Annotated in this window: 22 protein-coding genes and 1 pseudogene; 10 read left to right on the forward strand and 13 right to left on the reverse strand. The window is 69.2% G+C overall.

Going from position 1 to position 22,887, the window contains the following annotated elements:
* Positions 1-24: 24 nt before the first annotated feature.
* The 5 genes and pseudogenes from mctP to ACIREI_RS14945 form a co-directional block, all read right to left on the reverse strand.
* Positions 25-1,635: a monocarboxylate uptake permease MctP gene (mctP, locus tag ACIREI_RS14925; protein ID WP_403332372.1), complete on the reverse strand. Its 1,611-nt coding sequence runs from the start codon at positions 1,633-1,635 to the stop codon at positions 25-27.
* Positions 1,632-1,883 (reverse strand): DUF3311 domain-containing protein, encoded by a 252-nt coding sequence (locus ACIREI_RS14930; RefSeq protein ID WP_403332375.1) that lies wholly within the window; start codon positions 1,881-1,883, stop codon positions 1,632-1,634. Before ACIREI_RS14930 ends, mctP begins: the two co-directional genes overlap by 4 nt.
* A gap of 132 nt (positions 1,884-2,015) precedes the next feature.
* Complete coding sequence (locus ACIREI_RS14935) at positions 2,016-2,216, reverse strand: CstA-like transporter-associated (seleno)protein (RefSeq protein ID WP_403332378.1); 201 nt, start codon at positions 2,214-2,216, stop codon at positions 2,016-2,018.
* A pseudogene (locus ACIREI_RS14940) lies at positions 2,188-4,297 on the reverse strand (carbon starvation CstA family protein). Before ACIREI_RS14940 ends, ACIREI_RS14935 begins: the two are co-directional and overlap by 29 nt.
* 203 nt (positions 4,298-4,500) lie before the next feature.
* Positions 4,501-5,265, reverse strand: a complete 765-nt coding sequence (locus ACIREI_RS14945; RefSeq protein WP_403332381.1) for a GntR family transcriptional regulator — start codon at positions 5,263-5,265, stop codon at positions 4,501-4,503.
* A gap of 309 nt (positions 5,266-5,574) precedes the next feature.
* Here ACIREI_RS14945 and ACIREI_RS14950 point away from each other — a divergent pair, with 309 nt between their 5' ends.
* The 4 genes from ACIREI_RS14950 to ACIREI_RS14965 all read left to right on the forward strand — a co-directional run bounded on the left by ACIREI_RS14950 (position 5,575) and on the right by ACIREI_RS14965 (position 10,306).
* Entirely contained in the window at positions 5,575-6,852 is a 1,278-nt protein-coding gene (locus ACIREI_RS14950) for an extracellular solute-binding protein (RefSeq protein ID WP_403332384.1), read from the forward strand.
* 119 nt (positions 6,853-6,971) lie between these two features.
* Positions 6,972-7,964 (forward strand): carbohydrate ABC transporter permease, encoded by a 993-nt coding sequence (locus ACIREI_RS14955; RefSeq protein WP_403332387.1) that lies wholly within the window; start codon positions 6,972-6,974, stop codon positions 7,962-7,964.
* A complete protein-coding gene (locus ACIREI_RS14960) occupies positions 7,961-8,791 on the forward strand; it encodes a carbohydrate ABC transporter permease (protein ID WP_403332390.1) in 831 nt (276 codons plus the stop codon). Before ACIREI_RS14955 ends, ACIREI_RS14960 begins: the two co-directional genes overlap by 4 nt.
* Before the next feature lie 9 nt (positions 8,792-8,800).
* On the forward strand, positions 8,801-10,306 hold the full coding sequence (locus ACIREI_RS14965) for a glycoside hydrolase family 3 protein (protein ID WP_403332392.1): 1,506 nt from the start codon (positions 8,801-8,803) through the stop codon (positions 10,304-10,306).
* Between the two features lie 164 nt (positions 10,307-10,470).
* On the opposite strand, the gene nagB is transcribed toward ACIREI_RS14965, so the two are convergent.
* Positions 10,471-11,256: a glucosamine-6-phosphate deaminase gene (gene nagB / locus ACIREI_RS14970; RefSeq protein WP_403332395.1), complete on the reverse strand. Its 786-nt coding sequence runs from the start codon at positions 11,254-11,256 to the stop codon at positions 10,471-10,473.
* 167 nt (positions 11,257-11,423) lie between these two features.
* Here nagB and ACIREI_RS14975 point away from each other — a divergent pair, with 167 nt between their 5' ends.
* Together ACIREI_RS14975 and ACIREI_RS14980 are read left to right on the forward strand one after the other, a co-directional pair.
* On the forward strand, positions 11,424-12,065 hold the full coding sequence (locus tag ACIREI_RS14975) for a TetR/AcrR family transcriptional regulator (RefSeq protein ID WP_403332398.1): 642 nt from the start codon (positions 11,424-11,426) through the stop codon (positions 12,063-12,065).
* Between the two features lie 422 nt (positions 12,066-12,487).
* Complete coding sequence (locus tag ACIREI_RS14980; RefSeq protein WP_403332941.1) at positions 12,488-13,954, forward strand: sensor histidine kinase; 1,467 nt, start codon at positions 12,488-12,490, stop codon at positions 13,952-13,954.
* Positions 13,955-14,235: 281 nt separating this feature from the next.
* Here the strand turns inward: ACIREI_RS14980 and ACIREI_RS14985 are convergent, their stop codons facing one another.
* Positions 14,236-14,493: a WhiB family transcriptional regulator gene (locus ACIREI_RS14985; RefSeq protein ID WP_006142322.1), complete on the reverse strand. Its 258-nt coding sequence runs from the start codon at positions 14,491-14,493 to the stop codon at positions 14,236-14,238.
* Positions 14,494-14,811: 318 nt separating this feature from the next.
* Positions 14,812-15,780 carry a diacylglycerol/lipid kinase family protein gene (locus ACIREI_RS14990; protein WP_403332401.1) on the reverse strand — a complete coding sequence of 323 codons (969 nt, stop codon included), beginning with the start codon at positions 15,778-15,780 and terminating at the stop codon, positions 14,812-14,814.
* 466 nt (positions 15,781-16,246) lie between these two features.
* Between ACIREI_RS14990 and ACIREI_RS14995 the strand changes: the two genes are divergently transcribed.
* Positions 16,247-16,693, forward strand: a complete 447-nt coding sequence (locus ACIREI_RS14995) for a hypothetical protein (protein ID WP_403332404.1) — start codon at positions 16,247-16,249, stop codon at positions 16,691-16,693.
* Positions 16,694-16,709: 16 nt separating this feature from the next.
* Here ACIREI_RS14995 and ACIREI_RS15000 read toward each other — a convergent pair whose 3' ends face one another.
* The 3 genes from ACIREI_RS15000 to ACIREI_RS15010 all read right to left on the reverse strand — a co-directional run bounded on the left by ACIREI_RS15000 (position 16,710) and on the right by ACIREI_RS15010 (position 18,781).
* A complete protein-coding gene (locus tag ACIREI_RS15000) occupies positions 16,710-17,840 on the reverse strand; it encodes an RNA polymerase sigma factor SigF (RefSeq protein ID WP_403332407.1) in 1,131 nt (376 codons plus the stop codon).
* 17 nt (positions 17,841-17,857) lie between these two features.
* Complete coding sequence (locus ACIREI_RS15005) at positions 17,858-18,271, reverse strand: anti-sigma regulatory factor (RefSeq protein ID WP_004925829.1); 414 nt, start codon at positions 18,269-18,271, stop codon at positions 17,858-17,860.
* A gap of 249 nt (positions 18,272-18,520) precedes the next feature.
* Positions 18,521-18,781, reverse strand: coding sequence for a UBP-type zinc finger domain-containing protein (locus ACIREI_RS15010; RefSeq protein WP_403332410.1), 261 nt, complete (start codon positions 18,779-18,781; stop codon positions 18,521-18,523).
* A gap of 27 nt (positions 18,782-18,808) precedes the next feature.
* Between ACIREI_RS15010 and ACIREI_RS15015 the strand changes: the two genes are divergently transcribed.
* From ACIREI_RS15015 to ACIREI_RS15025, 3 genes are all read left to right on the forward strand, one after another.
* Positions 18,809-18,955, forward strand: coding sequence for a hypothetical protein (locus tag ACIREI_RS15015; RefSeq protein WP_403332413.1), 147 nt, complete (start codon positions 18,809-18,811; stop codon positions 18,953-18,955).
* Positions 18,946-20,541 carry a Na+/H+ antiporter gene (locus ACIREI_RS15020; RefSeq protein WP_403332416.1) on the forward strand — a complete coding sequence of 532 codons (1,596 nt, stop codon included), beginning with the start codon at positions 18,946-18,948 and terminating at the stop codon, positions 20,539-20,541. Before ACIREI_RS15015 ends, ACIREI_RS15020 begins: the two co-directional genes overlap by 10 nt.
* Positions 20,542-20,642: 101 nt before the next feature.
* Positions 20,643-21,104, forward strand: coding sequence for a toll/interleukin-1 receptor domain-containing protein (locus tag ACIREI_RS15025; protein ID WP_403332419.1), 462 nt, complete (start codon positions 20,643-20,645; stop codon positions 21,102-21,104).
* Between the two features lie 56 nt (positions 21,105-21,160).
* Here ACIREI_RS15025 and ACIREI_RS15030 read toward each other — a convergent pair whose 3' ends face one another.
* Complete coding sequence (locus ACIREI_RS15030) at positions 21,161-22,063, reverse strand: 1-aminocyclopropane-1-carboxylate deaminase/D-cysteine desulfhydrase (protein WP_403332421.1); 903 nt, start codon at positions 22,061-22,063, stop codon at positions 21,161-21,163.
* A 65-nt stretch (positions 22,064-22,128) separates the two neighbouring features.
* Positions 22,129-22,719, reverse strand: a complete 591-nt coding sequence (locus tag ACIREI_RS15035; RefSeq protein ID WP_403332424.1) for an N-acetylmuramoyl-L-alanine amidase — start codon at positions 22,717-22,719, stop codon at positions 22,129-22,131.
* Positions 22,720-22,887 lie beyond the last annotated feature (168 nt).

The following is a 22,887-nucleotide window of genomic DNA, read 5'->3' on the forward strand; positions in this document are numbered from 1 at the left end:
CGGCGGCCCGTCGATGTCAGGTGCTCAGTGGGACGAACCCGCGGTCGCCGGCGGCAGTTCCACCTTGACGCCCGGGTCGCCCGCGTCCGCCGTGTAGTCCTCGGGCCTGGTCTCGTCGATGCCCTCGGGGGCCTTGGCCGCCTTCAGGACGAAGGTGAGGACGACCGTCACGACCACGTTCAGCACGAACGCCGTGAGGCCGATGTAGCCGATCTCCCCGATGCCGGGGATCGCCTTGGCCGAGCCGCCGAAGTGCTTCTGCGTCGGCGAGGCGACGCCGTACGCGGCGACCGTGCCGTAGATCATGCCGACCGCCCAGCCGGCCAGCAGGGCCCAGCGGTGGAACCAGCGGGTGAACAGGCCGCCGACCAGGGCCGGGAAGGTCTGCAGGATCCAGATGCCGCCGAGGAGCTGGAAGTTGATCGCGACCGTCTTGTCCATGGTGAGGACGAAGACCAGGGCGCCCACCTTCACCAGCAGCGAGACCAGCTTGGAGACCTTGGTCTCCTGCGCGGGCGTCGCGTCCGGCTTGATGAAGTCCTTGTAGATGTTGCGGGTGAAGAGGTTCGCGGCCGCGATGGACATGATGGCCGCGGGCACGAGGGCACCGATGCCGATCGCCGCGAAGGCCACGCCCGCGAACCAGGACGGGAACATGTCCTCGAAGAGCTGCGGGATCGCCAACTGCGGGTTGGTGACGGAGACTCCGGCCGCGATCGCCATGAAGCCCAGCAGGGCCAGCAGGCCGAGCATGAGGGAGTACAGCGGCAGGATCGTGGTGTTGCGGCGGATCACCTCACGGCTCTTGGAGGAGAGCGTCGCGGTGATCGAGTGCGGGTACATGAACAGCGCGAGCGCGGAGCCCAACGCCAGCGTGGCGTACGTCCACTGGCCCGCCTCCGGCGGGATCAGGCCGCCCGCACCGGCCTTCGTGTACTTCTCGCTCGCCGCGCCGAAGATCTCGTCGAACCCGCCCAACTTGATCGGGATGTAGATGATCGCCACCGCGATGACGACGTAGATCAGCGTGTCCTTCACGAACGCGATCAGCGCCGGGGCGCGCAGACCCGAGGAGTAGGTGTACGCCGCCAGCACGCCGAAGGCGATGAGGAGCGGGAGGTCCTTGATGAACCAGTTGGTGTTCTCACCGCCGCCCACGCCCATCACGTCCAGCACCGCCTGGATGCCGACCAGTTGGAGCGCGATGTACGGCATGGTCGCCAGCAGGCCGGTGACGGCCACGGCCAGCGACAGGCCCTTCGAACCGAAGCGGCCGCGCACGAAGTCCGAGGTCGTGACGTATCCGTGCTTGTGCGAGACCGACCAGAGGCGGGGCAGGAAGGTGAAGATCAGCGGGTACACCAGGATCGTGTACGGCACCGCGAAGAAGCCCGCCGCGCCGGCCGCGTAGATCGCCGCCGGGACCGCCACGAACGTGTAAGCCGTGTAGAGGTCGCCGCCGAGCAGGAACCAGGTGACCCAGGTGCCGAACGACCGGCCGCCCAGGCCCCATTCGTCGAGGCTGTGCTCGTTCTCGGCCTTGCGCCAGCGCGAGGCCAGGAAGCCCATGACCGTGACGGCCAGGAAGAAGATGATGAAGACGGCGAGTGCGACGCCGTTCACGCCGTCGTTCACTCGGCACCCCCACGGCGTGCACGCTGGTCACGCTGCCACAGCTTGTACGCGATCATCGTCAGTGCGGTGGAGATCAGCACCCACAGCATCTGGTACCAGTAGAAGAACGGGATACCGGCGAAGGCCGGGTCCATCTTCGCGTACGAGCCGACCCACAGCATCGCCACGAACGGCGCGATCAGGCAGAGGGCGATGACCACACGCACGGGTGTCACCACCGGTGGTCTCACTTCTGGCGCATCAGACATACGGCGGCTCCGTCCCCTCACTGATCACCTGTGCAATGCGCAGGAAATCTAGGCGACGGTTTCGCTTTATGGAACCCCCGTCCGTATAACGGATAGCACTCGACTGACAGCGCTTGCCGCGCGGCCTGCGGCTCAGCAGCAGCGGAAGCCCTGCCGGGGGTCCTGCTCCTGACGGTCGGTGCGCATGCGCTCGAACGTCCGGCGTGAGGGCACGGCCGCCTGCGGGTGGTCCCGGCGGATGTGTGCGACATAGCGGTCGTACGCCGACTCGTCGGTCAGCTCCCGTACATACCAGCGCACACCCCTAAGTGCCCGCCGCAGCGCCGACGTCATGGCGTGCCTCCTCCTTCTCCTCCCGGGTCGGGAACAGTCCCGCCGGGGCGACGATCTTCGACTCGACGTACGGCGCCTCGCTCAGCGTGGACAGCGCCGGGCGGCGGACGTGCCGGACGCAGACGCGGGCCGCGTCGACGATGACGACGACGATCAGCAGGGCGAGGACCGCCGAGAGGACGCCGTCCACGGTGGAGTTGGTGACCACGGTGTGCATGTCGTCCATGGTCTTGGCGGGCGGCAGCACCTCACCGCGGTCGATGGCGTCCTGGAACACCTGACGCTGCTTGAAGAAGCCGACCTTGGGGTCGCTGGAGAAGACCTTCTGCCAGCTGGCGGTGAGCGTGACCGTGGCGTCCCAGGCGAGCGGGACCCCGGTGATCCAGGCCCACTTGAGGCGTCCGGACTTCACCAGCAGGGTCGTACAGACGGCGAGGGCGACCGCGGCCAGCAGCTGGTTCGAGATGCCGAAGATCGGGAACAGCTGGTTGATGCCGCCGAGGGGCCCACGATCCGCACACGATCGCGCTGGTGATGACCAGGCCGGGCTTCCAGCTGACGTTCTTGAACGGCCGGTAGACGTTGCCCAGCGTGTCCTGGAGCATGAACCGGCCCACGCGGGTGCCGGCGTCCAGCGCGGTCAGGATGAACAGCGCCTCGAACATGATCGCGAAGTGGTACCAGAAGGCGCGCAGGCCGTCCCCGGTGACCTGGGAGAAGATCTCCGAGACGCCGATGGCGAGGGTGGGCGCGCCGCCGGTGCGGGAGAGCAGGGACGCCTCCTCGACGTTCTCCGCCGCCCGCGCCAGCGCCTCGGGGGAGATCTGGTAGCCCCAACTGCCCACGACCTGCGAGGCGTTCTGCACGGTGTCCCCGATGACCCCGGCGGGCGCGTTCATCGCGAAGTACAGCCCCGGGTCGATGATGCTCGCGGCGACCAGTGCCATCACGGCGACCGACGACTCCATCAGCATGGAGCCGTAGCCGATCATCCGGACCTGCGTCTCCTTCTGGATCATCTTCGGCGTCGTACCGGACGAGATGAGCGAGTGGAAGCCGGACAGGGCGCCGCAGGCGATGGTGATGAAGACGAAGGGGAACAGGGACCCCGCGAAGACCGGGCCGTCGCCACGCGAGGCGAAGTCGGTCACCGCGTCCATCTTCAGCGTCGGCAGGGCGATGACCACACCGAGGGCGAGCAGCACGATCGTGCCGATCTTCATGAAGGTGGAGAGGTAGTCGCGCGGCGCCAGCAGCATCCACACCGGCAGGATCGAGGCGATGAAGCCGTACGCCACCAGCCAGACGACCAGCGTCGAGGGCGCGAGGGTGAAGGTGTCGGCCCACGACGACTCGGCGACCCAGCGGCCCGCGACCAGGGCGAGCAGCAGGAGGGCCACGCCGATGACGGAGACCTCGGTGACCCGGCCGGGGCGCAGGACCCGCAGGTAGAAGCCCATCAGCAGGGCGATCGGGATCGTCATCGCGATGGAGAAGGTGCCCCAGGGGGACTGGGCGAGGGCGTTGACGATCACCAGCGCCAGCACACCGAGCAGGATGATCATGATGGCGAAGGCGGCGAGCAGCGCGGCCGCGCCGCCGAACGGGCCGATCTCCTCGCGCGCCATCTGCCCCAGCGAGCGTCCGTCCCGGCGGGTGGAGAAGAACAGCACCACCATGTCCTGGACCGCGCCCGCGAAGATGACGCCCGCGATGATCCAGATCGTGCCCGGGAGATACCCCATCTGCGCGGCCAGCACCGGGCCGACCAGCGGTCCGGCGCCGGCGATCGCCGCGAAGTGGTGGCCGAGCAGGACGCGGCGGTCGGTGGGGTGGAAGTCGATGCCGTTGTCGAGGCGTTCGGCCGGGGTCGCCCTGGTCCTGTCGACCTTCAGGACCTTGTACGCGATGAACTTGGCGTAGAAGCGGTAGGCGATGGCGTACGAGCCGAGGGCGGCCGCGACCATCCAGGCGGCCGAGACGTCCTCGCCCCGGGAGAGCGCGAGCACGGACCAGCCCGACGCACCGACGAGCGCGACGAGGGTCCAGATGACGATGGATCGGACGTTCGCGGTACGCACCGGGGAGTCCTCCCGTCCATGCGGCGACGGGAGGAACGTAGAGCAGGAGCGGCAGTTGCGCTACACCGCGGTAGCGCTCCGCTGGGAGAGCCGTGATGCCGTCGTGTGTCCGCGGCGCCGTCGTGGCTTGTCGCGCCCACGCGGCGGAGCTGCATATCGGACACAGCCCCGCGCCCCTTCGGGGCGCTGTCCGCCTCGCCCGCTCAGTCGGCAGGCCGCTTCAGCCGAGCGACGAACTTGTAGCGATCCCCCCGGTACACCGACCGCACCCACTCCACCGGCTGCCCGTCCCGGTCCTGTGAGTGCCGGGACAGCATCAGCATCGGCAGGCCCACGTCGGTGCCGAGCAGGCCGGCCTCGCGCGGGGTGGCCAGGGAGGTCTCGATGGTCTCCTCGGCCTCGGCGAGATGGACGTCGTAGACCTCGGCGAGCGCGGTGTAGAGGGACGTGTACTTGGCCAGGGAGCGGCGCAGGGCCGGGAAGCGCTTGGCCGACAGATGCGTGGTCTCGATGGCCATCGGCTCGCCGTTGGCCATGCGCAGCCGCTCGATGCGCAGCACCCGTCCGCCGGCCGTGATGTCGAGGAGCTCGGCGAGCCGGTCGTCGGCGGTGATGTAGCCGATGTCCAGCAGCTGCGAGGTCGGCTCCAGGCCCTGGGCGCGCATGTCCTCGGTGTACGAGGTGAGTTGCAGGGCCTGCGAGACCTTCGGCTTGGCGACGAACGTGCCCTTGCCCTGGATGCGCTCCAGGCGCCCCTCGACGACCAGCTCCTGGAGGGCCTGGCGCACGGTCGTGCGGGAGGTGTCGAACTCGGCGGCCAGCGTGCGCTCGGGCGGGACCGGGGTGCCGGGAGACTGCGTCTCCGTCATGTCGAGCAGGTGCTTCTTCAGGCGGTAGTACTTGGGCACGCGCGCGGTACGAACGCCTGCCCCACCCTCGTTCTCCGCACTGCTGACGTCGGTACTCATGGCCTGCCTTCCCGGCTCCGGATGCGGATCACCTCGTGATCCCTTCTGTATACCGTCGCCGCCTCATTTGGTCTAGTCCACAACGTCGAAGTGGTCTAGCGGACGAGAGTACTCCGGCCCCGCTGTTTTTCGCTGCCTTCTTACTTAAAGGTTCCTGCATATGTAGGTCGCATAACGGCTGGTCAGGGGCCATTCGGCCACCCTTGACACGCTTCCTGGTCTGGTCCAAGCTCCCCCCTACTGGTCTACACCATTGGTCCAGGTCCCGGCCCATGGGCGGGAGGTGTGGGCATCCCTGAGGAGGGTGGCGTGAAGCGCAAGCTGATATCCGCGATCGGTGTCGCGGGCATGATGATCTCCCTGGCCGCGTGCGGGGGCGACGACGGTGACGGCGGGGGCAAGGCCGGGGCGGACGGGTACGCGGGCCAGACGCTCACGGTGTGGGTGATGGACGGCTCCTCGCCGGACCAGTGGCAGAAGGACGTCCAGGCGGCGTTCGAGAAGAAGACCAAGGCCAAGGTCAAGTTCGAGGTCCAGCAGTGGAACGGCATCCAGCAGAAGCTGACCACCGCCCTGTCCGAGGAGAACCCGCCGGACGTCTTCGAGATCGGCAACACCCAGACCCCGGCCTACGCCAAGACCGGCGGTCTCGCCGACCTCGCCGACGTCAAGACCGAGATCGGCGCCGACTGGACCGAGTCCCTCAACGCGTCCTCCATCTACGACGGCAAGCAGTACGCCGCGCCCTGGTACTTCGCCAACCGAGTCGTCCTCTACAACAAGAAGATCTGGGCCGAGGCGGGCATCAAGGACACCCCCAAGACCCGCGACGAGTTCTACGCCGACCTCAAGCAGATCGGCGAGAAGACCGACGCCGAGCCGATCTACCTGCCCGGCCAGAACTGGTACCACTTCGTCGGCCTGACCATCGGTGAGGGCGCCGAGCTGGTGAAGAAGGACGGCGACAAGTACGTCTCCAACCTCGCCGACCCGAAGATCGCCGCCGCCATGGAGACGTACAAGAAGTTCCAGGCCCTGTCCAAGGCCCCCAAGGACAAGGACGAGGCCACCCCGCAGCAGGGCGAGGTCTTCGGCAAGGGCAATGTCGGCGCCTTCATCGGCATGGGCTGGGAGGCCGGCATCGCCATCGAGGCCAACAAGAAGATCGAGAAGGAGATCGGCTACTTCACCATCCCGGGTGCCACGGCCGACAAGCCCGAGGGTGTCTTCCTCGGCGGCTCCAACCTCGCGGTCGCCGCGGGCAGCCAGAAGCAGGAGCTGGCCAAGGAGTTCCTGAAGATCGCCCTGTCCGACAAGTACGAGGGCGAGCTGGCCAAGCTCAACGGCGTCATCCCGAACAAGGAGTCGCTGCAGACCAACCTCAAGGGCAACGCCGTCGCCGAGGCCGCCGCGCCGGCCGCCGCGGGCGGTGGCACCACGCCGCTGATCCCGGAGTGGGCCGCCGTGGAGAACGCGCCCAACCCGATCAAGACGTACATGACGGCCGTGCTGAACGGTAAGTCCCCGGCCGAGGCGGCGAAGCAGGTCGAGGACGAGTTCAACAAGCGTCTGTCGCAGCAGCAGTAGGAGCAGCGGCAGGACAAGGCGCCGGTGTTCGCGCCGGGGCGGGGGACGCGCGTGCCGCCCTCCGCCCCGGCAACCGCACGCGGGTCTACGTACGTAGGTCGAGAAGAGAGATCGCGAGCATGACCGTGCAGACCGAACGGCCGCCCTCCGGCCCGGTGGACGTAGTCAAAAGGGACGAGAGCGGCCCCGCAGGGCAGGGACCGCGGGCCGCCTCGCGCCTCGGCGCGCTCACCCCGTACCTCCTGTTGCTGCCGGCCTGCGTGGCCACCGTGCTGCTGCTCGGCTGGCCGCTGCTGAAGGACGTGCTGCTGTCGTTCCAGAACCTCAACATGGCGCAGCTGATCCAGCACGTCACCGAGTGGAACGGCATCGACAACTACAAGGAGGTCCTCACCGGCGGGGACTTCTGGCGCGTCACCCTGCGCTCGATCCTGTTCACGGCGGTCAACGTCGCCCTGATCATGGTTCTCGGCGCCCTGGTCGGCCTGCTGCTGGCCCGCCTCGGGCAGCGGATGCGGGTCACCCTGATGATCGGGCTGGTGCTGGCCTGGGCGATGCCCGTGGTCGCCGCGACCACCGTCTACCAGTGGCTGTTCGCCCAGCGCTTCGGCGTCGTCAACTGGGTCCTGGACAAGCTCGGTTGGCACTCCATGGCCGACTACAGCTGGACCAGCAGCCAGATGTCGACCTTCTTCGTGGTCACGGTGCTGATCGTCTGGCAGTCGATCCCGTTCGTCGCGATCAACCTGTACGCGGCCACGACCACCATCCCGGACGAGCTCTACGAGGCCGCGGCGCTCGACGGCGCGGGCGGCTGGAAGAGCTTCACCACGGTGACGCTGCCCTTCCTGCGCCCCTTCCTCTACGCCACGACGTTCCTGGAGATCATCTGGGTCTTCAAGGCGTTCGTGCAGGTCTTCACCATCAACGGCGGCGGCCCCGACCGGCTCACCGAGATCCTGCCCGTCTACGCCTACATCGAGGGCGTCGGCAACCAGCACTACGGCATGGGCGCCGCCATCGCCGTCCTGACCATCCTGATCCTGCTCGGCATCACCGCCTACTACCTCAGGATCGTGCTCAAGCGAGAGGAAGAGGAGGCCGGGCTGTGAAGCGCTCGCTCTTCGGCCGCCTGTGGCCCAACGTCACGGCCGTCGCCCTGTTCATCGGCTTCGTCTTCCCCGTGTACTGGATGTTCGCCACGGCGTTCAAACCGACCGGCGACATCATCTCCGAGGACCCCGTCTGGTTCCCGACCGACGTCACCTTCGAGCACTTCGAGCGGGCGACCGGCGTCGACCACTTCTGGACGTACGTCACCAACTCGCTGGTCGTCACCCTGTGCGCGGTCGTCCTCGCCCTGGTCCTCGCGCTGGCCGGCTCCTTCGCCCTGGCCCGGATGCGCTTCAAGGGGCGGCGCGGCTTCGTCATCGGCTTCATGCTGGCCCAGATGGCACCCTGGGAGGTCATGATCATCGCGATGTACATGATCGTGCGGGACGCGTCGATGCTGAACAGCCTCGTGCCGCTGACGGCCTTCTACATGATGATGATCCTGCCCTTCACCATCCTGACCCTGCGCGGCTTCGTCGCCGCGGTGCCCCGGGATCTGGAGGAGGCCGCGATGGTCGACGGCTGCACCCGCGCCCAGGCCTTCCGCAAGGTCATCCTGCCGCTGCTGGCCCCGGGCCTGATGTCCACGTCCCTGTTCGGCTTCATCACCGCATGGAATGAATTCCCCCTGGTCCTGGTGCTCAACAAGGAGACCGAGGCCCAGACCCTGCCACTGTGGCTGTCCAGCTTCCAGACCGCCTTCGGCAACGACTGGGGCGCGACGATGGCGGCGTCCTCCCTCTTCGCCATCCCGATCCTGATCCTCTTCGTCTTCCTGCAGCGCAGGGCTGTCAGCGGCCTGACGGCCGGCGCAGTGAAGGGATAACGCCACCCGATGACGACATTCGCCAGCGGCACCACTGCATCCAATTCGGGAAAAGATGGCTTGACGCGCGACGCGCTGACGGTCCTCCAGCCCGGCTTCACCGGCACCACCGCCCCCGACTGGCTGCTCCGCCGCCTCGGCGAGGGCCTCGCCTCCGTCGGCCTGTTCGGCCGCAACATCGCCTCGCCGGAACAACTCGCGGCCCTCACCGCCCAGTTGCGCGCCGAACGGGACGACGTGCTGGTCGCGATCGACGAGGAGGGGGGTGATGTGACGAGGCTGGAGGTGAGGTGCGGCTCCAGCTTCCCCGGCAACCACGCCCTGGGCGCGGTGGACGACGTGGAGCTGACGAGGCAGGTGGCGTCCGAACTGGGCCGCCGCCTGGCCGCCTGCGGGGTGAACCTCAACTGGGCCCCGTCGGCGGACGTGAACTCCAACCCCGCGAACCCGGTGATCGGCGTACGCTCCTTCGGCGCCGACACCGCCCTGGTCGCCCGCCACACCGCGGCCTACGTCACCGGCCTCCAGTCGGCGGGCGTGGCGGCCTGCACGAAGCACTTCCCGGGCCACGGCGACACGGCGGTCGACTCCCACCACGCGCTCCCGCGCATCGACGCCGCCCTGGACGTGCTGTCGGACCGCGAACTCTCCCCGTTCCGCGCGGCGATCGCCGCCGGCACGAGGGCGGTGATGAGCGCGCACATCCTCATCCCCGCCCTGGACCCCGACCACCCGGCGACCCTCTCCCGCCCCGTCCTGACCGACCTCCTGCGCGGCGACCTCGGCTACACCGGCCTGATCGTCACCGACGGCATGGAGATGCAGGCCATCGCCGCCACCTACGGCATCGAACGCGGCAGCGTCCTCGCCATCACGGCCGGCGCCGACGCGATCTGCGTGGGCGGCGGCCTGGCGGACGACGAGACGGTACGCCGTCTGCGGGACGCCCTGATCGCCGCGGTCCGCGTCGGCGAACTCCCCGAGGAACGCCTGGCGGACGCCGCGGAACGGGTCCGCGAACTGGCCCGTTGGACGGCGACCGCCACAGCGGGGACCGAGGACGAGGGCCGAACGGACGTGGGCCTCGTCGCCGCCCGCCGCGCCCTGCGGGCGACCGGCGCCGCGGACTTCACCCCGCTCACCGAAGCGCCCTACGTCGCCGCCCTCACCCCGGTGGCGAACATCGCCGTGGGCGACGAGACGCCCTGGGGCGTGGCGGCGGAACTGACCCGCCTGCTCACGGGCACACAGACGGGCACCTTCACGGGAGAGGAAGCGGGTCGGAAAGCACTGGACGCGGCGGGGCCCCGGCGGATCGTGGCGGTGGTCCGCGACGAACACCGGCACCCTTGGATGCGGCGCGCCCTGGACACCCTGCTGGAGGCCCGCCCCGACACGATCGTGGTCGAAATGGGCGTCCCCCAGGCCCCACCCCGAGGTGCCCTGCACATCGCCACGCATGGCGCGGCTCGCGTGTGCGGCCGGGCGGCGGCGGAGGTCATCGCGGGGGAGTAGTCGTTACGACGACTAAGGCGCCGGTCCCTTGAAAGGGGACCGGCGCCTGTATGCCCTCAGGGGCGCGGGGCTGTATCGATATGCGGCTCCGCCGCGTGGGCGCGACCAGCCACGTACGGCCCGCAGCCCGCAGAAAGCCGAACCCGGCAGAGGCAATCCGCTTCTCAAATCCCCTGCCAGTCAGGCTTGTTGGCATACGTGTGCCGGAAGTAGTCGGCAAGCTTCAACTTCGACGCCGCCCCCTCGTCCACAACAACCGTCGCATGCGGATGCAACTGCAACGCCGAGGCCGGACAAACGGCAGCCACCGGCCCCTCCACAGTCGCGGCGACCGCATCCGCCTTGCCCTCACCCGTCGCCAGCAACACCAGGTGCCGCGCCTCAAGAATCGTGCCGATGCCCTGAGTGATCACGTGATGCGGCACCTGCTCGATGTCCCCGTCGAAGAACCGGGCGTTGTCGACGCGCGTCTGCTCCGTCAACGTCTTGATCCGCGTCCGCGACGCCAGCGACGAACACGGCTCATTGAACCCGATGTGCCCGTCCGTCCCGATCCCGAGCAACTGCAGATCGACGCCCCCGGCAGCGGCCAGCGCCGCGTCATACGCCTCACACGCCCCCTGTACGTCCGCGGCCGTACCGTCGGGCCCCATGAACGCATCCATTCCGATCCCGAGCGGCTCCAGCACCTCGCGCCGCAGCACGGACCGGTACGACTCCGGATTCTCGGCGGGCAGCCCCACATACTCGTCCAGCTGCGCGATCCGCGCCCGTGAGACATCCACGGCACCGGAGCGCACCTTGGCCGCGAGCGCCGCGTAGATGGGCAGCGGCGTCGACCCGGTGGCCACACCGAGCACGGCGTCGGGCTTGCGTCGGAGCAACTGCGCCATGGCCTCGGCTATCAGCTCGCCACCCGCCTTGGCGTCCGGAACGATGACAACTTCCACGCTGGGCCTGCCGATCTCAAGAGGGCATGTGGTTTAGACCAATCTAACAGAGCAGGGCATCCGGATGCCCGGGCCCGAGTGAACAAAAGTTCCCTAGCGGTCGCTACAAAAATAACCGTAGGCCGCCTCGCCGACATTTGTCTAGCGTCCGCTATAAAATGCGCTCCATGGTGAGCAACAAGGAGGGCGAGGAGACCGGCCTGCAGGCCCGCCCGGCGGCCAGACCCCGCGGCCGCCCCCGCTCCTTCGATCGTGAGACGGCTCTGGAGAAGGCGATCCTCGCGTTCTGGGAGCGCGGCTACGAGGCGACCTCCGTCTCCGACCTCACGCGCGTCATGAACATCGGCGCTCCCAGCCTGTACGCGGCCTTCGGGGACAAGCAGTCCCTGTTCGAAGAGGCCGTCCGCGCGTACGACGTGCGGTACGGCTCCTTCGTCGATCGCGCCCTCGCCGAGGAGCCCACCGCCCGCGCGGCCGTCGCGCGGATGCTGCGCGAGGCCGCCGCCGAGTACACCGATCCGGCCCATCCGCACGGCTGCCTCGTCGCCCACGCGGCCACCAACTGCTCCACGCCCGAGGTGGAGGAGTCGCTACGGCATCGGCGCAATGCCACCATCGCGGCCGTCCGGAGTCGTATGGAAGCGGACATCGCCACGGGCGCCCTCCCGTCCGGCACCGACGCCGCCGCCCTCGCCCGGCACGCGGGCGCGATGATCCAGGGCATGTCACAACAGGCGCGCGACGGGGCGAGCCGGGAGGAACTGGAGGCGCTCGCGGAAATTGCCATGGCCAACTGGCCCCGCACATGAACCCACACGGGTTAGGCTGCGTGGTGGACGTCAGGGTGTCCCACTGGTTCTCCGACTGGCTCGGAGCCCGCGAAGAACCGTCAACAACAAACAGGCTCCAACGCATGGACACACCCGAGTGGTCTAGTCCACAATGCGAAGGAGTGCGTAGGAGAAGAACGCACCGACTTCCGCCTTCCCCGCACAGGAAGGCGGACCGAGGAACCGGAGCTCTCTGCCCTGACTGCCCCGGCTCCTCATCCTTCGGCCGACCGGGACCGCACACCCCACGGCCGATGTTGCTCCGGGCTGCGGTGCCGGGAGGGTTGAGGGTCCCTCCCAGGCGCCGCGGCCCGCGGGTGTTTCCGGCCCCCGCAGCTCCTTGAAGTGGCTGGTTTCGAGCCATGTCCGTACCGCCAGGTACGCTCGGCCACGTGCCCTCCATGAACGAACTCGTACGCCAGCACACGGCCCTCGACGACTCAGACCTCGAGTGGCTCCACCTGCTGGTCTCGGAGTGGCAGCTGCTCTCCGACCTCTCCTTCGCCGACCTGGTCCTGTGGGTCCCCACGAGTGACGGCACCCGCTATGTGTCCGTCGCACAGATGCGGCCCAACACCGGCCCGACCTCGTACCAGGACGACATGGTCGGCCACCTCGTCCCACGCGGCCGCCGCCCGATGCTGGACGCCGCGCTCGACGAGGGCCGGATCGTGCGGGAGGGCGACCCCGAGTGGCGCGAGGAGGTGCCGGTCCGCGTCGAGTCGATTCCCGTACGACGGGACGGGCGCGTCCTGGGTGTCATCGCGCGCAACACCAACCTGCTGACCGTCCGCACCCCGAGCCGCCTGGAGCTGACGTACCTCCAGAGCGCCTCGGATCTCGCGCAGATGATCGCGGCCGGCGCGTTCCCTTTCGCCAACCAGCAGGTCGACATGGACGCCTCGCCGCGCGTCGGCGACGGCCTGATCCGCCTCGACGCCGACGGCCTCGTCCAGTACGCCTCCCCGAACGCGCTGTCCGCCTACCACCGCCTCGGCCTCGCCGCCGACCTCGTCGGCCATCACCTGGGCAAGACCACCGCCGAACTCGCCCCGACCCACGGCCCCGTGGACGAGGCGCTCGCCAAGGTGGCCAGCGGCTGGGCGCCCCGCGAGTTCGAGATCGAGTCGGGCGACGGAGTCATCCAGTTCCGGGCGATCCCCCTCAAGCCCAAGGGCACCCGCATCGGTTCGCTGGTCCTGCTCCGGGACGTCACCGAACTGCGCCGCCGCGAGCGCGAGTTGATCACCAAGGACGCGACGATCCGGGAGATCCACCACCGGGTCAAGAACAACCTCCAGACGGTGGCCGCCCTGCTCCGCCTCCAGGCCCGGCGCATCGAGTCCGACCGCGGCCGCGAAGCTCTCGAAGAGGCCGTACGACGGGTCGGCTCGATCGCGATCGTGCACGAGACGCTCTCCCAGAACCTGGACGAGCGCGTGGAGTTCGACGAGATCGCCGACCGGGTGCTGGCGATGGTCGCCGAGATCTCGCCCGGCAAGGTCACCGGCCGCCGCTCCGGCCGCTTCGGCATCCTGGACGCCGAGGTCGCCACCCCGCTGTCGATGGTCCTGACCGAGATCCTGCAGAACGCCCTGGAGCACGGCTTCCGCGAGGGCGACACCGGCACGGTCGAGGTCTCGGCGGTCCGCGGCGGCACGACCAAGCAGGCCCGCCTCCTGGTCACCGTCCAGGACGACGGCGTGGGCCTGCCCGAGGGCTTCGACCCGCACACCGCGGGCAACCTCGGCCTTCAGATCGTACGGACGCTGGTGGAGGGCGAGTTGGGCGGCACGTTCGACATGGTGCCGGCGCCGGAGCGGGGGACCCGGGTGATCCTCGATCTCCCGGTGCGGGCGCACAAGTAAGCGCCGACGGGGCCGTGTGCCGTGCACCACGGTGGCGCGGTGGCGCACTGCACACACGCCCTCCATGCCCCCCCCAACACACACGTGAACGGCTGGATGTTCGCTGTTCGCCGGCCTGTGGACAGCAAAGAGCCCCAGCCCGTTCAGGGGGCTGGGGCTCAACATGCTCGTTGCCAGCATTTGCTGCGCATCGGGGGTACTGCGCGCTGCGGCTCGGGGGCGGGAGATGCGTACTCGCTGTACGCGCCGCCAAGCTCAGGCTGTTTGCGGGGCGGGTGTTGTCAGGCGGAGGCCTGACGGGCCCGGTTGCGGGCGGCGCGGCGCTTCATGGCGCGGCGCTCGTCCTCGCTGAGACCACCCCAGACGCCGGAGTCCTGGCCGGACTCGAGCGCCCACTGCAGACACTGATCCATAACGGGGCAGCGACGGCAGACGGCCTTGGCTTCCTCGATCTGCAGCAGCGCAGGACCGGTGTTGCCGATAGGGAAGAAGAGCTCGGGGTCTTCCTCGCGGCAAACGGCGTTGTGACGCCAGTCCATGGCTGCTACCTCTCCTTGTGTATTACGTGCAAGTTGCTTGTGAATGTGAACGCTTTCACGAATCCCTCAACAAGTGAAGGGCCGACCGCCAGGTTCCCGGCGAGGTCCTGTGATTTGAAGAGGGGTTCCGGTGATCTGTGGAGCCGGTGTTGCGGGCTGTCCCGATCGCCACGTAGAGACTCGCAAACCTCAGCGGCGGATACAACCCCTTCCGGAAAGTTTTTTTTGATTCCTCGGTGTCGACTAGGTCACAGCCGTACTTCCATGGGGTGGATCCTGGCCTAAACGTTCGAGTGAAAGGACTTTAGCCCGTTCCGCTCACACAATCACACGCAGTGCACGGCGTACGCCTGTGAACGTCACGCTCGTACGCAGCCCCAGATGGTCGCCGTCCATCTGAAGGGGCAAGGGGACCTTCGAATGCAAGGTGAAGCGGTCCAGGTCGTGGAGTGAGACGGCGTGCTTTCCATGGGGTCCGCGCTCGGGGGACGAAGTGAGCAACTGGGTGCCATACCGGGCAACCGCGGCTGTCGTCATGCGGCTGAGACCGAGTACGTCGAGGCCTTTATCGAACGAGGCCTTAGGTGACGCGTACATCGGGTGATTGCCCAGGAAGGTCCACGGCGAGGTGTTCGAGACTATGGAGAGAACCAGATCGGTCACCGGCTCGGCGTCCGGCCGCTCCAGCGTGATCGTCCCGTGCCGGCGGTGCGCCTCGCCGAAGAACTGGCGCAGGGCCTGTCGGACGTAGAGCGCGTGTGTGGACTTTCTGCCGCGCTCGCGCTGCTGCTCGACCCGTCCGACCACGCCGGCGTCGAAACCGAGGCCCGCGTTGAAGGTGAACCACCGTCCCGGCACGGCCTCGTCCTCGGTGCCGGGCGTGCCCGAGGTCAGGCCCAGGCCGACCGTGCGCTCGCTGCCCTCGCGCAGGGCGTCGAGCAGGGCGCCGGTCGCCTCCACGGCGTCGTTGGGCAGGCCGAGCGCGCGGGCGAAGACGTTGGTGGAGCCGCCGGGGACCACCGCGAGGCGGGGGAGGTGTTTCGGGTCGGGGCCGTTGTGCAACAGGCCGTTGACGACCTCGTTCACCGTGCCGTCACCGCCGAGGGCGACCACCAGGTCGACGTCGTCGCTCTCCGCCGCCTGCCGGCCCAGGTCGCGCGCGTGGCCGCGGTACTCGGTGGTGACCGCCTCGAGCTTCATCTCGCTGGCGAGCGCATGGATCAGGACATCGCGCGTACGTGCGCTTGTGGTGGTTGCTGCCGGATTGACCACGAGAAGTGCACGCATGAGTTGCAGCGTACCTACTGGGGGGTACCGGGCACAGGCCGAGGTAGGGATCAAGTAAGACATCGCGCGTGAGTCTCAACACGGGGGGACTCCGTCGGTTGGGCCGCGTGTGCTGGTGCCGTCCGCTGGGAGGTGACCGGAATCCACGCGGGCCCTGCTGGGGGCTGCCGCACCCAGACCCCCGCTTCGGCCCTGAAGGGGCCTCGTCCTCAAACGCCGGACGGGCTGGAATGCCTGGGCCGGCGGTGAGAAGCGGAGCCCCCTGCGGGTGGGTGGGTGGGGGCTGGGGACGGAGCGGTCTCATCCTCGAACGCCGGACGGGGCAAATCCAGCCCCTCCGGCGTTTGAGGAGCGGGGGTCCAGGGGGGGCAGAGCCCCTGGGAAGCGGGGTCGAAGGGGCGGCGCCCCTGGGGATGGGACGGGTAGGGGCGGCGGGGGCGATACACCCGAGGGCTACCCTTCAGGGGTGACCAAGGAGCAGACCCCCACCACCCCGGAAACCACCGGTCCGCGCCCGCGCCGACTGACGTATGCGGCGGTACTCACCGCGCTGGAAGGGCTGGCGCTCGCCGTCGGAGGCATCTGGGTGCTCGTCCTTGGTCTCGTCGGTGATCCGGACGACCGCCGGCAGGCCGTCACCCTCGGCGTGACCCTGATCGTGCTCGCGCTGCTGCCGCTGCTCGCCGCGCGGGGCCTCTTCGCTCAGCGCAGCTGGAGTCGAGGGCCGTCCGTCATCACGCAGATCCTGGCCCTGCCGGTGGCCTACAGCCTGCTCCAGGCCGACAGCATCGCGATCCCGGCGGGCATCGCGATCGCGGCGGCCGCGATCGCCACGCTCGTGCTCCTGATCAACCAGGAGACGACCCAGGCCCTCGGAATCCGGGGGCCCGGCAGCGCATCGGATCAGGAGTAGTACCCGGGCCTGACCGTCACTCCTCCACCAGCAGCTTCTCCCGCAGCTGTGCCAGCGTCCGCGCCAGCAGCCGCGACACGTGCATCTGGGAGATCCCGACCTCCTGCGCGATCTGCGACTGGGTCATGTTGCCGAAGAACCGCAGCAACAGGATCCGCTTCTCGCGCGGCGGGAGGTCTTCGAGCAGCGGCTTGAGCGACTCGCGGTACTCGACGCCCTCCAGCGCCTCGTCCTCCGCGCCCAGCGTGTCCGCGACCGCGGGGGACTCGTCGTCGGTGTCGGGGACGTCCAGGGACAGCGTGGAGTACGCGTTGGCGGACTCCAGGCCCTCCAGGACCTCCTCCTCCGAGATCGCTAGCTTCTCGGCGAGTTCATGGACGGTGGGGGAGCGGCCGTGCTGCTGGGACAGCTCGGCCGTGGCCGTCGTCAGGGCGAGGCGCAGCTCCTGCAGGCGCCGCGGCACCCGCACCGCCCAGCCCTTGTCCCGGAAGTGCCGCTTGATCTCGCCGACGACCGTCGGCGTCGCGTAGGTCGAGAACTCGACGCCGCGCTCCGGGTCGAAGCGGTCGACCGACTTGATCAGGCCGATGGTGGCGACCTGGGTGAGGTCGTCCAGTGGCTCACCGCGGTTGCGGAAGCGGCGCGCGAGGTGCTCGACGAGCGGCAGGTGCATACGGACCAGCTGATTGCGCAGCTCCGCGTACTCGGCGCTGCCGTCCTGGAGCTTGCGCAGCTCGATGAACATGGCGCGCGCCCCGCTGCGGTCCTGAGGGTCGTGCTGCGTGGCCTGCACGCTGTGCGCGCCCATCGCCTCGTCCTCGGCGTTTCGCTCGTGCTCGCTCATCGTCCCGCCCGTTGCCCTCTCCCGAGCCCTCGCCTCCACACGGACGGGGGAGACTCCGCTCCCTCCGCCCTGAGGCGCGCCCTGCACGGCGCCTTCGTCATCCCGACCGTCGTCCAGGAAGCCGGTCTCCGCGGAGTCGTCCTCCGGGTGTGGCCGGGCCTGCTCGGGGATGCCGTCGATGCCGCCCACCACGCGTCGGGAACCGCTCGGACCGCTCGGGCCCACCCCCAGGCTCTCGGCTCCGTCCGAGCAGGGGGGAGTGCCGTCCGACAGCTCTCGTGTGCCGCGCTCTTCGTCCCGCACCGGCCCGTCCCCGTTCCTCACGCCGGCCCGGGTCCCGCGCCGCGCTGTTTGTAGAGGCTGATCGAAACGGTTTTGTCCTCGTCCACGGCGGAGGAGACCTTGCCCGCGAGGGCGGACAGCACGGTCCAGGCGAAGGTGTCCCTGGAGGGAGCGTGGCCGTCCGTGGTCGGGGCCGAGACGGTGACCTCGAGCGAGTCGTCGACGAGCCGGAACACACAGCTCAGTACCGAGCCGGGCACGGCCTGCTGGAGCAGGATCGCGCACGCCTCGTCCACCGCGATGCGCAGGTCCTCGATCTCGTCGAGGGTGAAGTCCAAACGGGCCGCGAGGCCGGCAGTGGCCGTACGCAGCACCGACAGGTAGGCACCCGCGGCCGGCAGCCGGACTTCCACGAAGTCCTGGGTCGCGGGCTCGCCTGCGATCTGGGACACCCTCACCTCCAAGGTGGTACAAGCTTCTCGGGGCCGAGGGTCGCCCCCCGGGGTAACGCGATGTGTGGTTCAGCGGTGACGCTATCGCGCTCTGAACTTTCCTGTCCCCAGGACCCCAACCCCTTGCCGTCACTCACAGTAAACCTGTGGATACGCTCCGTGTCTAGGGGTCTGCGGCTCCAATTGGGAAGAGCGCGCGCCGGGTTGACGTACCCAGACGTCAGACGGTCGAACCGTCCGGATCCAGGGTCACACGAGTACGTGGTCCACGAAGCACCAACGCCATTCCTCGCCCGGCTCGAAGGTCCGCATCACCGGGTGACCGGACTTCTTGTGGTGTTCTGTCGCATGCCTCCCCGGCGAGGAGTCGCAGCAGCCGACATGCCCGCAGCTGAGACAGAGCCGCAGTTGTACGGGGTGCGTGCCGTCCGCCAGACACTCCGGGCACGTCTCGTTGAGCGCCACGGGTTCCGGGTGCGGCAGCGCGTCGGCGTGCGTGCACTGTTTCATGATTGCCAGGTTACGACGGCCGCGAGGATGGCCGCGCGGAAAAACGAGGGCGGGCGTACGGCGATGATCAAGTGCGGTCCACGACGGACGATCGAGGGCGGGCGCCGCCGTGCCACGGTGCACGCGCGCGTGGGCACGGTGACGGACGAGGGCGGGCGAGAAGCATGGACGTGATGCCCCTGCTGTTGCTGGTGGCGGGTAGTGCCGCGGTGGCCGCGGCCGCCCGGCGGTCCCCCGTGCCGGCGCCGCTGCTGCTCGTCGCCGCGGGCCTCGCGGTGTCGTACCTCCCGGGCGTGCCCGACTACACCCTCGACCCGCACATCGTCCTGCCCCTGGTGCTGCCCCCGCTGCTGCACACCGCGGCGACGGACAGTTCGTATCTCGATCTGCGGGCCCAGATGCGGCCCGTGATGCTGCTGTCGGTGGGGTACGTCCTCTTCGCGACCTTCACCGTCGGCTGGGCCGCGTATCTCGTCGTGCCGGATCTTCCGCTCACCGCGGCGCTGGTGCTGGGCGCGGTGGTGGCGCCGCCGGACGCGGTCGCGGCGACGGCGGTCGCGCGCCGGGTGGGGCTGCCGTCCCGGATCACCACGATCCTGCAGGGCGAGTCCCTGGTGAACGACGCCACCGCGATCACCGCCTACCGCGTGGCGCTCGCGGCCGCCGTCGGAGAGGGCGCCACCTGGGCCGGCGGCATCGGCGAGTTCCTGCTCGCGGCGCTCGGCGGCATCGGGATGGGGGTGGTGCTGATGGTGCCGATCCACTGGCTGCGCACGCATGTGAAGGAAGCGCTGCTGCAGAACACGCTCTCGCTGCTCATCCCGTTCGTCGCGTACGCGGCAGCCGAGCAGGTGCACGCCTCCGGAGTGCTGGCGGTCGTGGTCGTCGCGCTGTACCTGGGCCACCGCGCGTGGGAGGTCGACTTCGCCACCCGGCTCCAGGAGGAGGCGGTGTGGAAGATGGTCGCGTTCGTGCTGGAGTCGGCGGTCTTCGCGCTCATCGGACTGCAGCTGCCGGTGGTCCTCAAGGGCCTCGGGGAGTACGAGGGCGGGCGCGCCGCCTGGTACGCGGTCGCCGTCTTCGTCGTGGTCGTCGTCTCGCGGTTCGTGTGGGTGTATCCGGCGACCTTCCTGCCGCGCATGCTGTCGGCCCGGATCCGGGAGCGTGAGGACAACCCGACCTGGAAGGGGCCGTTCATCATCTCCTGGGCCGGGATGCGCGGTGTGGTCTCGCTGGCCATCGCCTTCTCGATCCCGCTCACGGTGCACGGCGGCGAGGCCTTCCCCGAGCGCAACCTCATCCTCTTCCTGACCTTCACGACGGTCATCGGCACGCTGGTCGTCCAGGGCGTGACGCTGCCGCCCCTGATCCGGCTCCTGAAACTTCCCGGCCGGGACGTACAGGCCGAGACCCTCGCCGAGGCGAACGCCCAGGCGCAGGCCTCCCGCGTCGCCGAGCTCCGCCTGGAGGAGCTCCTCTCCGACGAGCGCAACGCCCTTCCGGGCCCGCTGGCCGACCGCCTGCGTGCCGTCCTGGAACGACGCCGCAACTCCGTCTGGGAACGGCTGGGCCAGGCCAACCCGGTCACCGGCGAGTCCGTCGACGACACCTACCGGCGCCTGTCCCGTGAGGTGATCGGCGCCGAGCGCACGGTGTTCGTGAAGCTGCGGGACGGTCGATATATCGATGACGAGATGCTGCGGACGCTGCTGCGCAGACTGGACCTGGAGGAGGCGGCGGCGTATCGGGAGGCGGGCTGAGCGGCCGGACGGCGGCGTGCGCATCTCCCTACCGCGTGCGCCGCTGACGGGGGATCATGGGCGGGACACGATCGGTACTGGGTGACTCGGGGGAGGGCTCGATGACCGGCAGCTCACAGCGGTTCTTCATCAGCTACGCGGGGGCGGACCGGTCGTGGGCCGAGTGGGTGGCATGGCATCTGGAGCAGGACGGTCACCTTGTCGAGCTCGACGTGTGGGACTGGCGGACCGGGGACGACTTCGTCCAGCGGATGGACAAGGGGCTGGAGAAGGCGGACGCCGTCGTGGCTCTGCTCTCCAAGTCGTACTTCGAGGACGGGCGTTGGACCCAGGAGGAGCGGTCCGCGGTCGTCGCCCGTCGGGACCGGATCCTTCCGCTCGCGGTGGAGCCCCTGAGCAACCACGACGTCGATCCCCTGTTCGCCGCGAAGGTACGCACCAACCTGCACGGCCTGGACGAGGCCGCCGCCGTCGAGGCCTTGCGGGCCGCGGTCAGCGGGAAGGGGCGGCCGACCGAGCGCCCGGCGTTTCCGGGAAGCCGGCGCGGCAACTCCCGACCTTGAAGAAACCGAGGCGCAGGTTCGGCCGGAAACGCCCGTAGCGGCCCCACGTTCGGCTCTCACCCCGCGAACGGAGCCCCCGTGATCACCGCGGCGACCGTGGCCCCCGTCCCGAAGGCTCCCTCCTCCACCAACGCGACAAGCCCGTACAACAACTTGGCGACATAGAGACGCTCGACCGGCACCCCATGCCGTTCCTCGAACTCCTCGGCGAAGTCATCGAGTTCCGGCGACGTCCGGGCGTACCCGCCGAAATGGAACCGCTCGTCCAGCCGCCAGTCACCGCGCGGACCGCCGAACGCCTCGGCCTGCAGGCGCCGTACGTCGTCGCCGAGGAAGCCGCCCTTGAGGACGGGGATGCCGAGGGCCCGCTGACCGGGGTCGAGCCCCGCGGCGAGGCCGGCCAGCGTCCCGCCCGTGCCGCAGGCGATCGCGACGACGTCGGCCTGCCCGCGCACCTCCTCGCCGAGCGCCCGGCACCCCCGTACGGCAAGGGCGTTGCTGCCGCCTTCCGGGACGACGTACGCCCCCTCCGCGCCCGCCGCGCGCAGGATGGCCGCCTGCGTCTGCGGGTCGGACTTGCGGCGGTACGTCGATCTGTCGACGAAGTGCAGCCGCATACCGTCGGCCACGCATCGCGTCAGTGACGGGTTGAGGGGCTGGTCGGCCAGTTCCTGGCCGCGCACCACCCCGACCGTGGGCACGCCGAGGAGCCGGCCGGCCGCGGCGGTGGCGCGCAGGTGGTTGGAGTAGGCGCCGCCGAAGGTGACGATCGGCCGGCCGGCCGCGGCCGTCAGGTTCGGCGCGAGCTTGCGCCATTTGTTGCCGATCAGCTCCGGGTGGATCAGGTCGTCGCGCTTGAGGAGCAGCCGGACGCCACGACGCGTGAACCGCTCGTCGGCCGCCTCCCGCAAGGGGGAGGGGAGCCGCGGCTGGAGGGCGGTGAGGTCGGGGCCGGTCACCCGGCCATTGTCGCCCGGGCCCCGGAGGTACGGCTGCCCTGCCCGCGCTGCTCCCGCACCCCGTCCTACTTCAGCCGCTCCCGGATCCGCTCCCGCATCCACGCCATCGTGAACCCCCGCGGATCCACCTTCCCCGGCTGCCACTCCAGATGGCCGATCACCGACCGCTCCGTCCACCCGTGATGGCGGCAGACGGCGGCCGAGACCCGTTCGATCGCCTCCAGCTGGGGCTCCGGCCACGGGTCCTGTCCGTCACCCAGGTTCTCGCACTCGAAGCCGTAGAAGTGGCGGTTGCCGTCGGTGTTGGCCTCGTTGTCGGGAGGCAGGGCCTTTTCCGCGATGACCGCGCGCAGGACGTCGTCGTCGCCGAGTCCGGCGTGGTTGGCGCGGCCGTAGCCGACGAGGTGGACCCTGCCGTCCTTGGTGATGACGCCGTGACAGAGAGGGCCCGGGAGCCCTTCGTAGCCGTTGCGGCAGAGTTCCACGGTGTGTGCGCTGCCCTGGGTCACCGTGTGGTGGATCATCACGCCGTGGACGGGACCCCACGGGCCGACGTGGTTGCGGTTGTGGTGCTCCCAGTCGCCGACCTCGACGACCGTCGCGCCCTCCGCCCGGAGTCTCTCCAGGAATCTGCTCGCGGACATGGGTGTGGCCATGACCGCCTCCTTCGTGCCCTGCGTCGGCCGCCGTGCGCGGCCGGCTCGTATCGGTGACTTACCGAAAACGGGCAGACGGGACTCCTCGAATCGCACGGTGTGCGAGTCATTTCGGACATCGCAGCAATTCCGACGGGACGGCCGCCGAGGTTCCACGAGTGGACAAGA

This window comes from Streptomyces sp. NPDC093591 (assembly GCF_044764885.1).
GTDB lineage: Bacteria > Actinomycetota > Actinomycetes > Streptomycetales > Streptomycetaceae > Streptomyces.

Bases quoted from the DNA above. Each gene is read 5' to 3' on its own strand.
- ACIREI_RS14930 (WP_403332375.1), bottom strand. From the start codon at position 1,883: ATGTCTGATGCGCCAGAAGTGAGACCACCGGTGGTGACACCCGTGCGT.
- ACIREI_RS14935 (WP_403332378.1), bottom strand. From the start codon at position 2,216: ATGACGTCGGCGCTGCGGCGGGCACTTAGGGGTGTGCGCTGGTATGTA.
- ACIREI_RS14945 (WP_403332381.1), bottom strand. From the start codon at position 5,265: ATGAGTACCGACGTCAGCAGTGCGGAGAACGAGGGTGGGGCAGGCGTT.
- ACIREI_RS14955 (WP_403332387.1), top strand. From the start codon at position 6,972: ATGACCGTGCAGACCGAACGGCCGCCCTCCGGCCCGGTGGACGTAGTC.
- ACIREI_RS14965 (WP_403332392.1), top strand. From the start codon at position 8,801: ATGACGACATTCGCCAGCGGCACCACTGCATCCAATTCGGGAAAAGAT.
- ACIREI_RS14975 (WP_403332398.1), top strand. From the start codon at position 11,424: ATGGTGAGCAACAAGGAGGGCGAGGAGACCGGCCTGCAGGCCCGCCCG.
- ACIREI_RS14980 (WP_403332941.1), top strand. From the start codon at position 12,488: ATGAACGAACTCGTACGCCAGCACACGGCCCTCGACGACTCAGACCTC.
- ACIREI_RS14985 (WP_006142322.1), bottom strand. From the start codon at position 14,493: ATGGACTGGCGTCACAACGCCGTTTGCCGCGAGGAAGACCCCGAGCTC.
- ACIREI_RS14990 (WP_403332401.1), bottom strand. From the start codon at position 15,780: ATGCGTGCACTTCTCGTGGTCAATCCGGCAGCAACCACCACAAGCGCA.
- ACIREI_RS15010 (WP_403332410.1), bottom strand. From the start codon at position 18,781: ATGAAACAGTGCACGCACGCCGACGCGCTGCCGCACCCGGAACCCGTG.
- ACIREI_RS15015 (WP_403332413.1), top strand. From the start codon at position 18,809: ATGGCCGCGCGGAAAAACGAGGGCGGGCGTACGGCGATGATCAAGTGC.
- ACIREI_RS15020 (WP_403332416.1), top strand. From the start codon at position 18,946: ATGGACGTGATGCCCCTGCTGTTGCTGGTGGCGGGTAGTGCCGCGGTG.
- ACIREI_RS15025 (WP_403332419.1), top strand. From the start codon at position 20,643: ATGACCGGCAGCTCACAGCGGTTCTTCATCAGCTACGCGGGGGCGGAC.
- ACIREI_RS15035 (WP_403332424.1), bottom strand. From the start codon at position 22,719: ATGGCCACACCCATGTCCGCGAGCAGATTCCTGGAGAGACTCCGGGCG.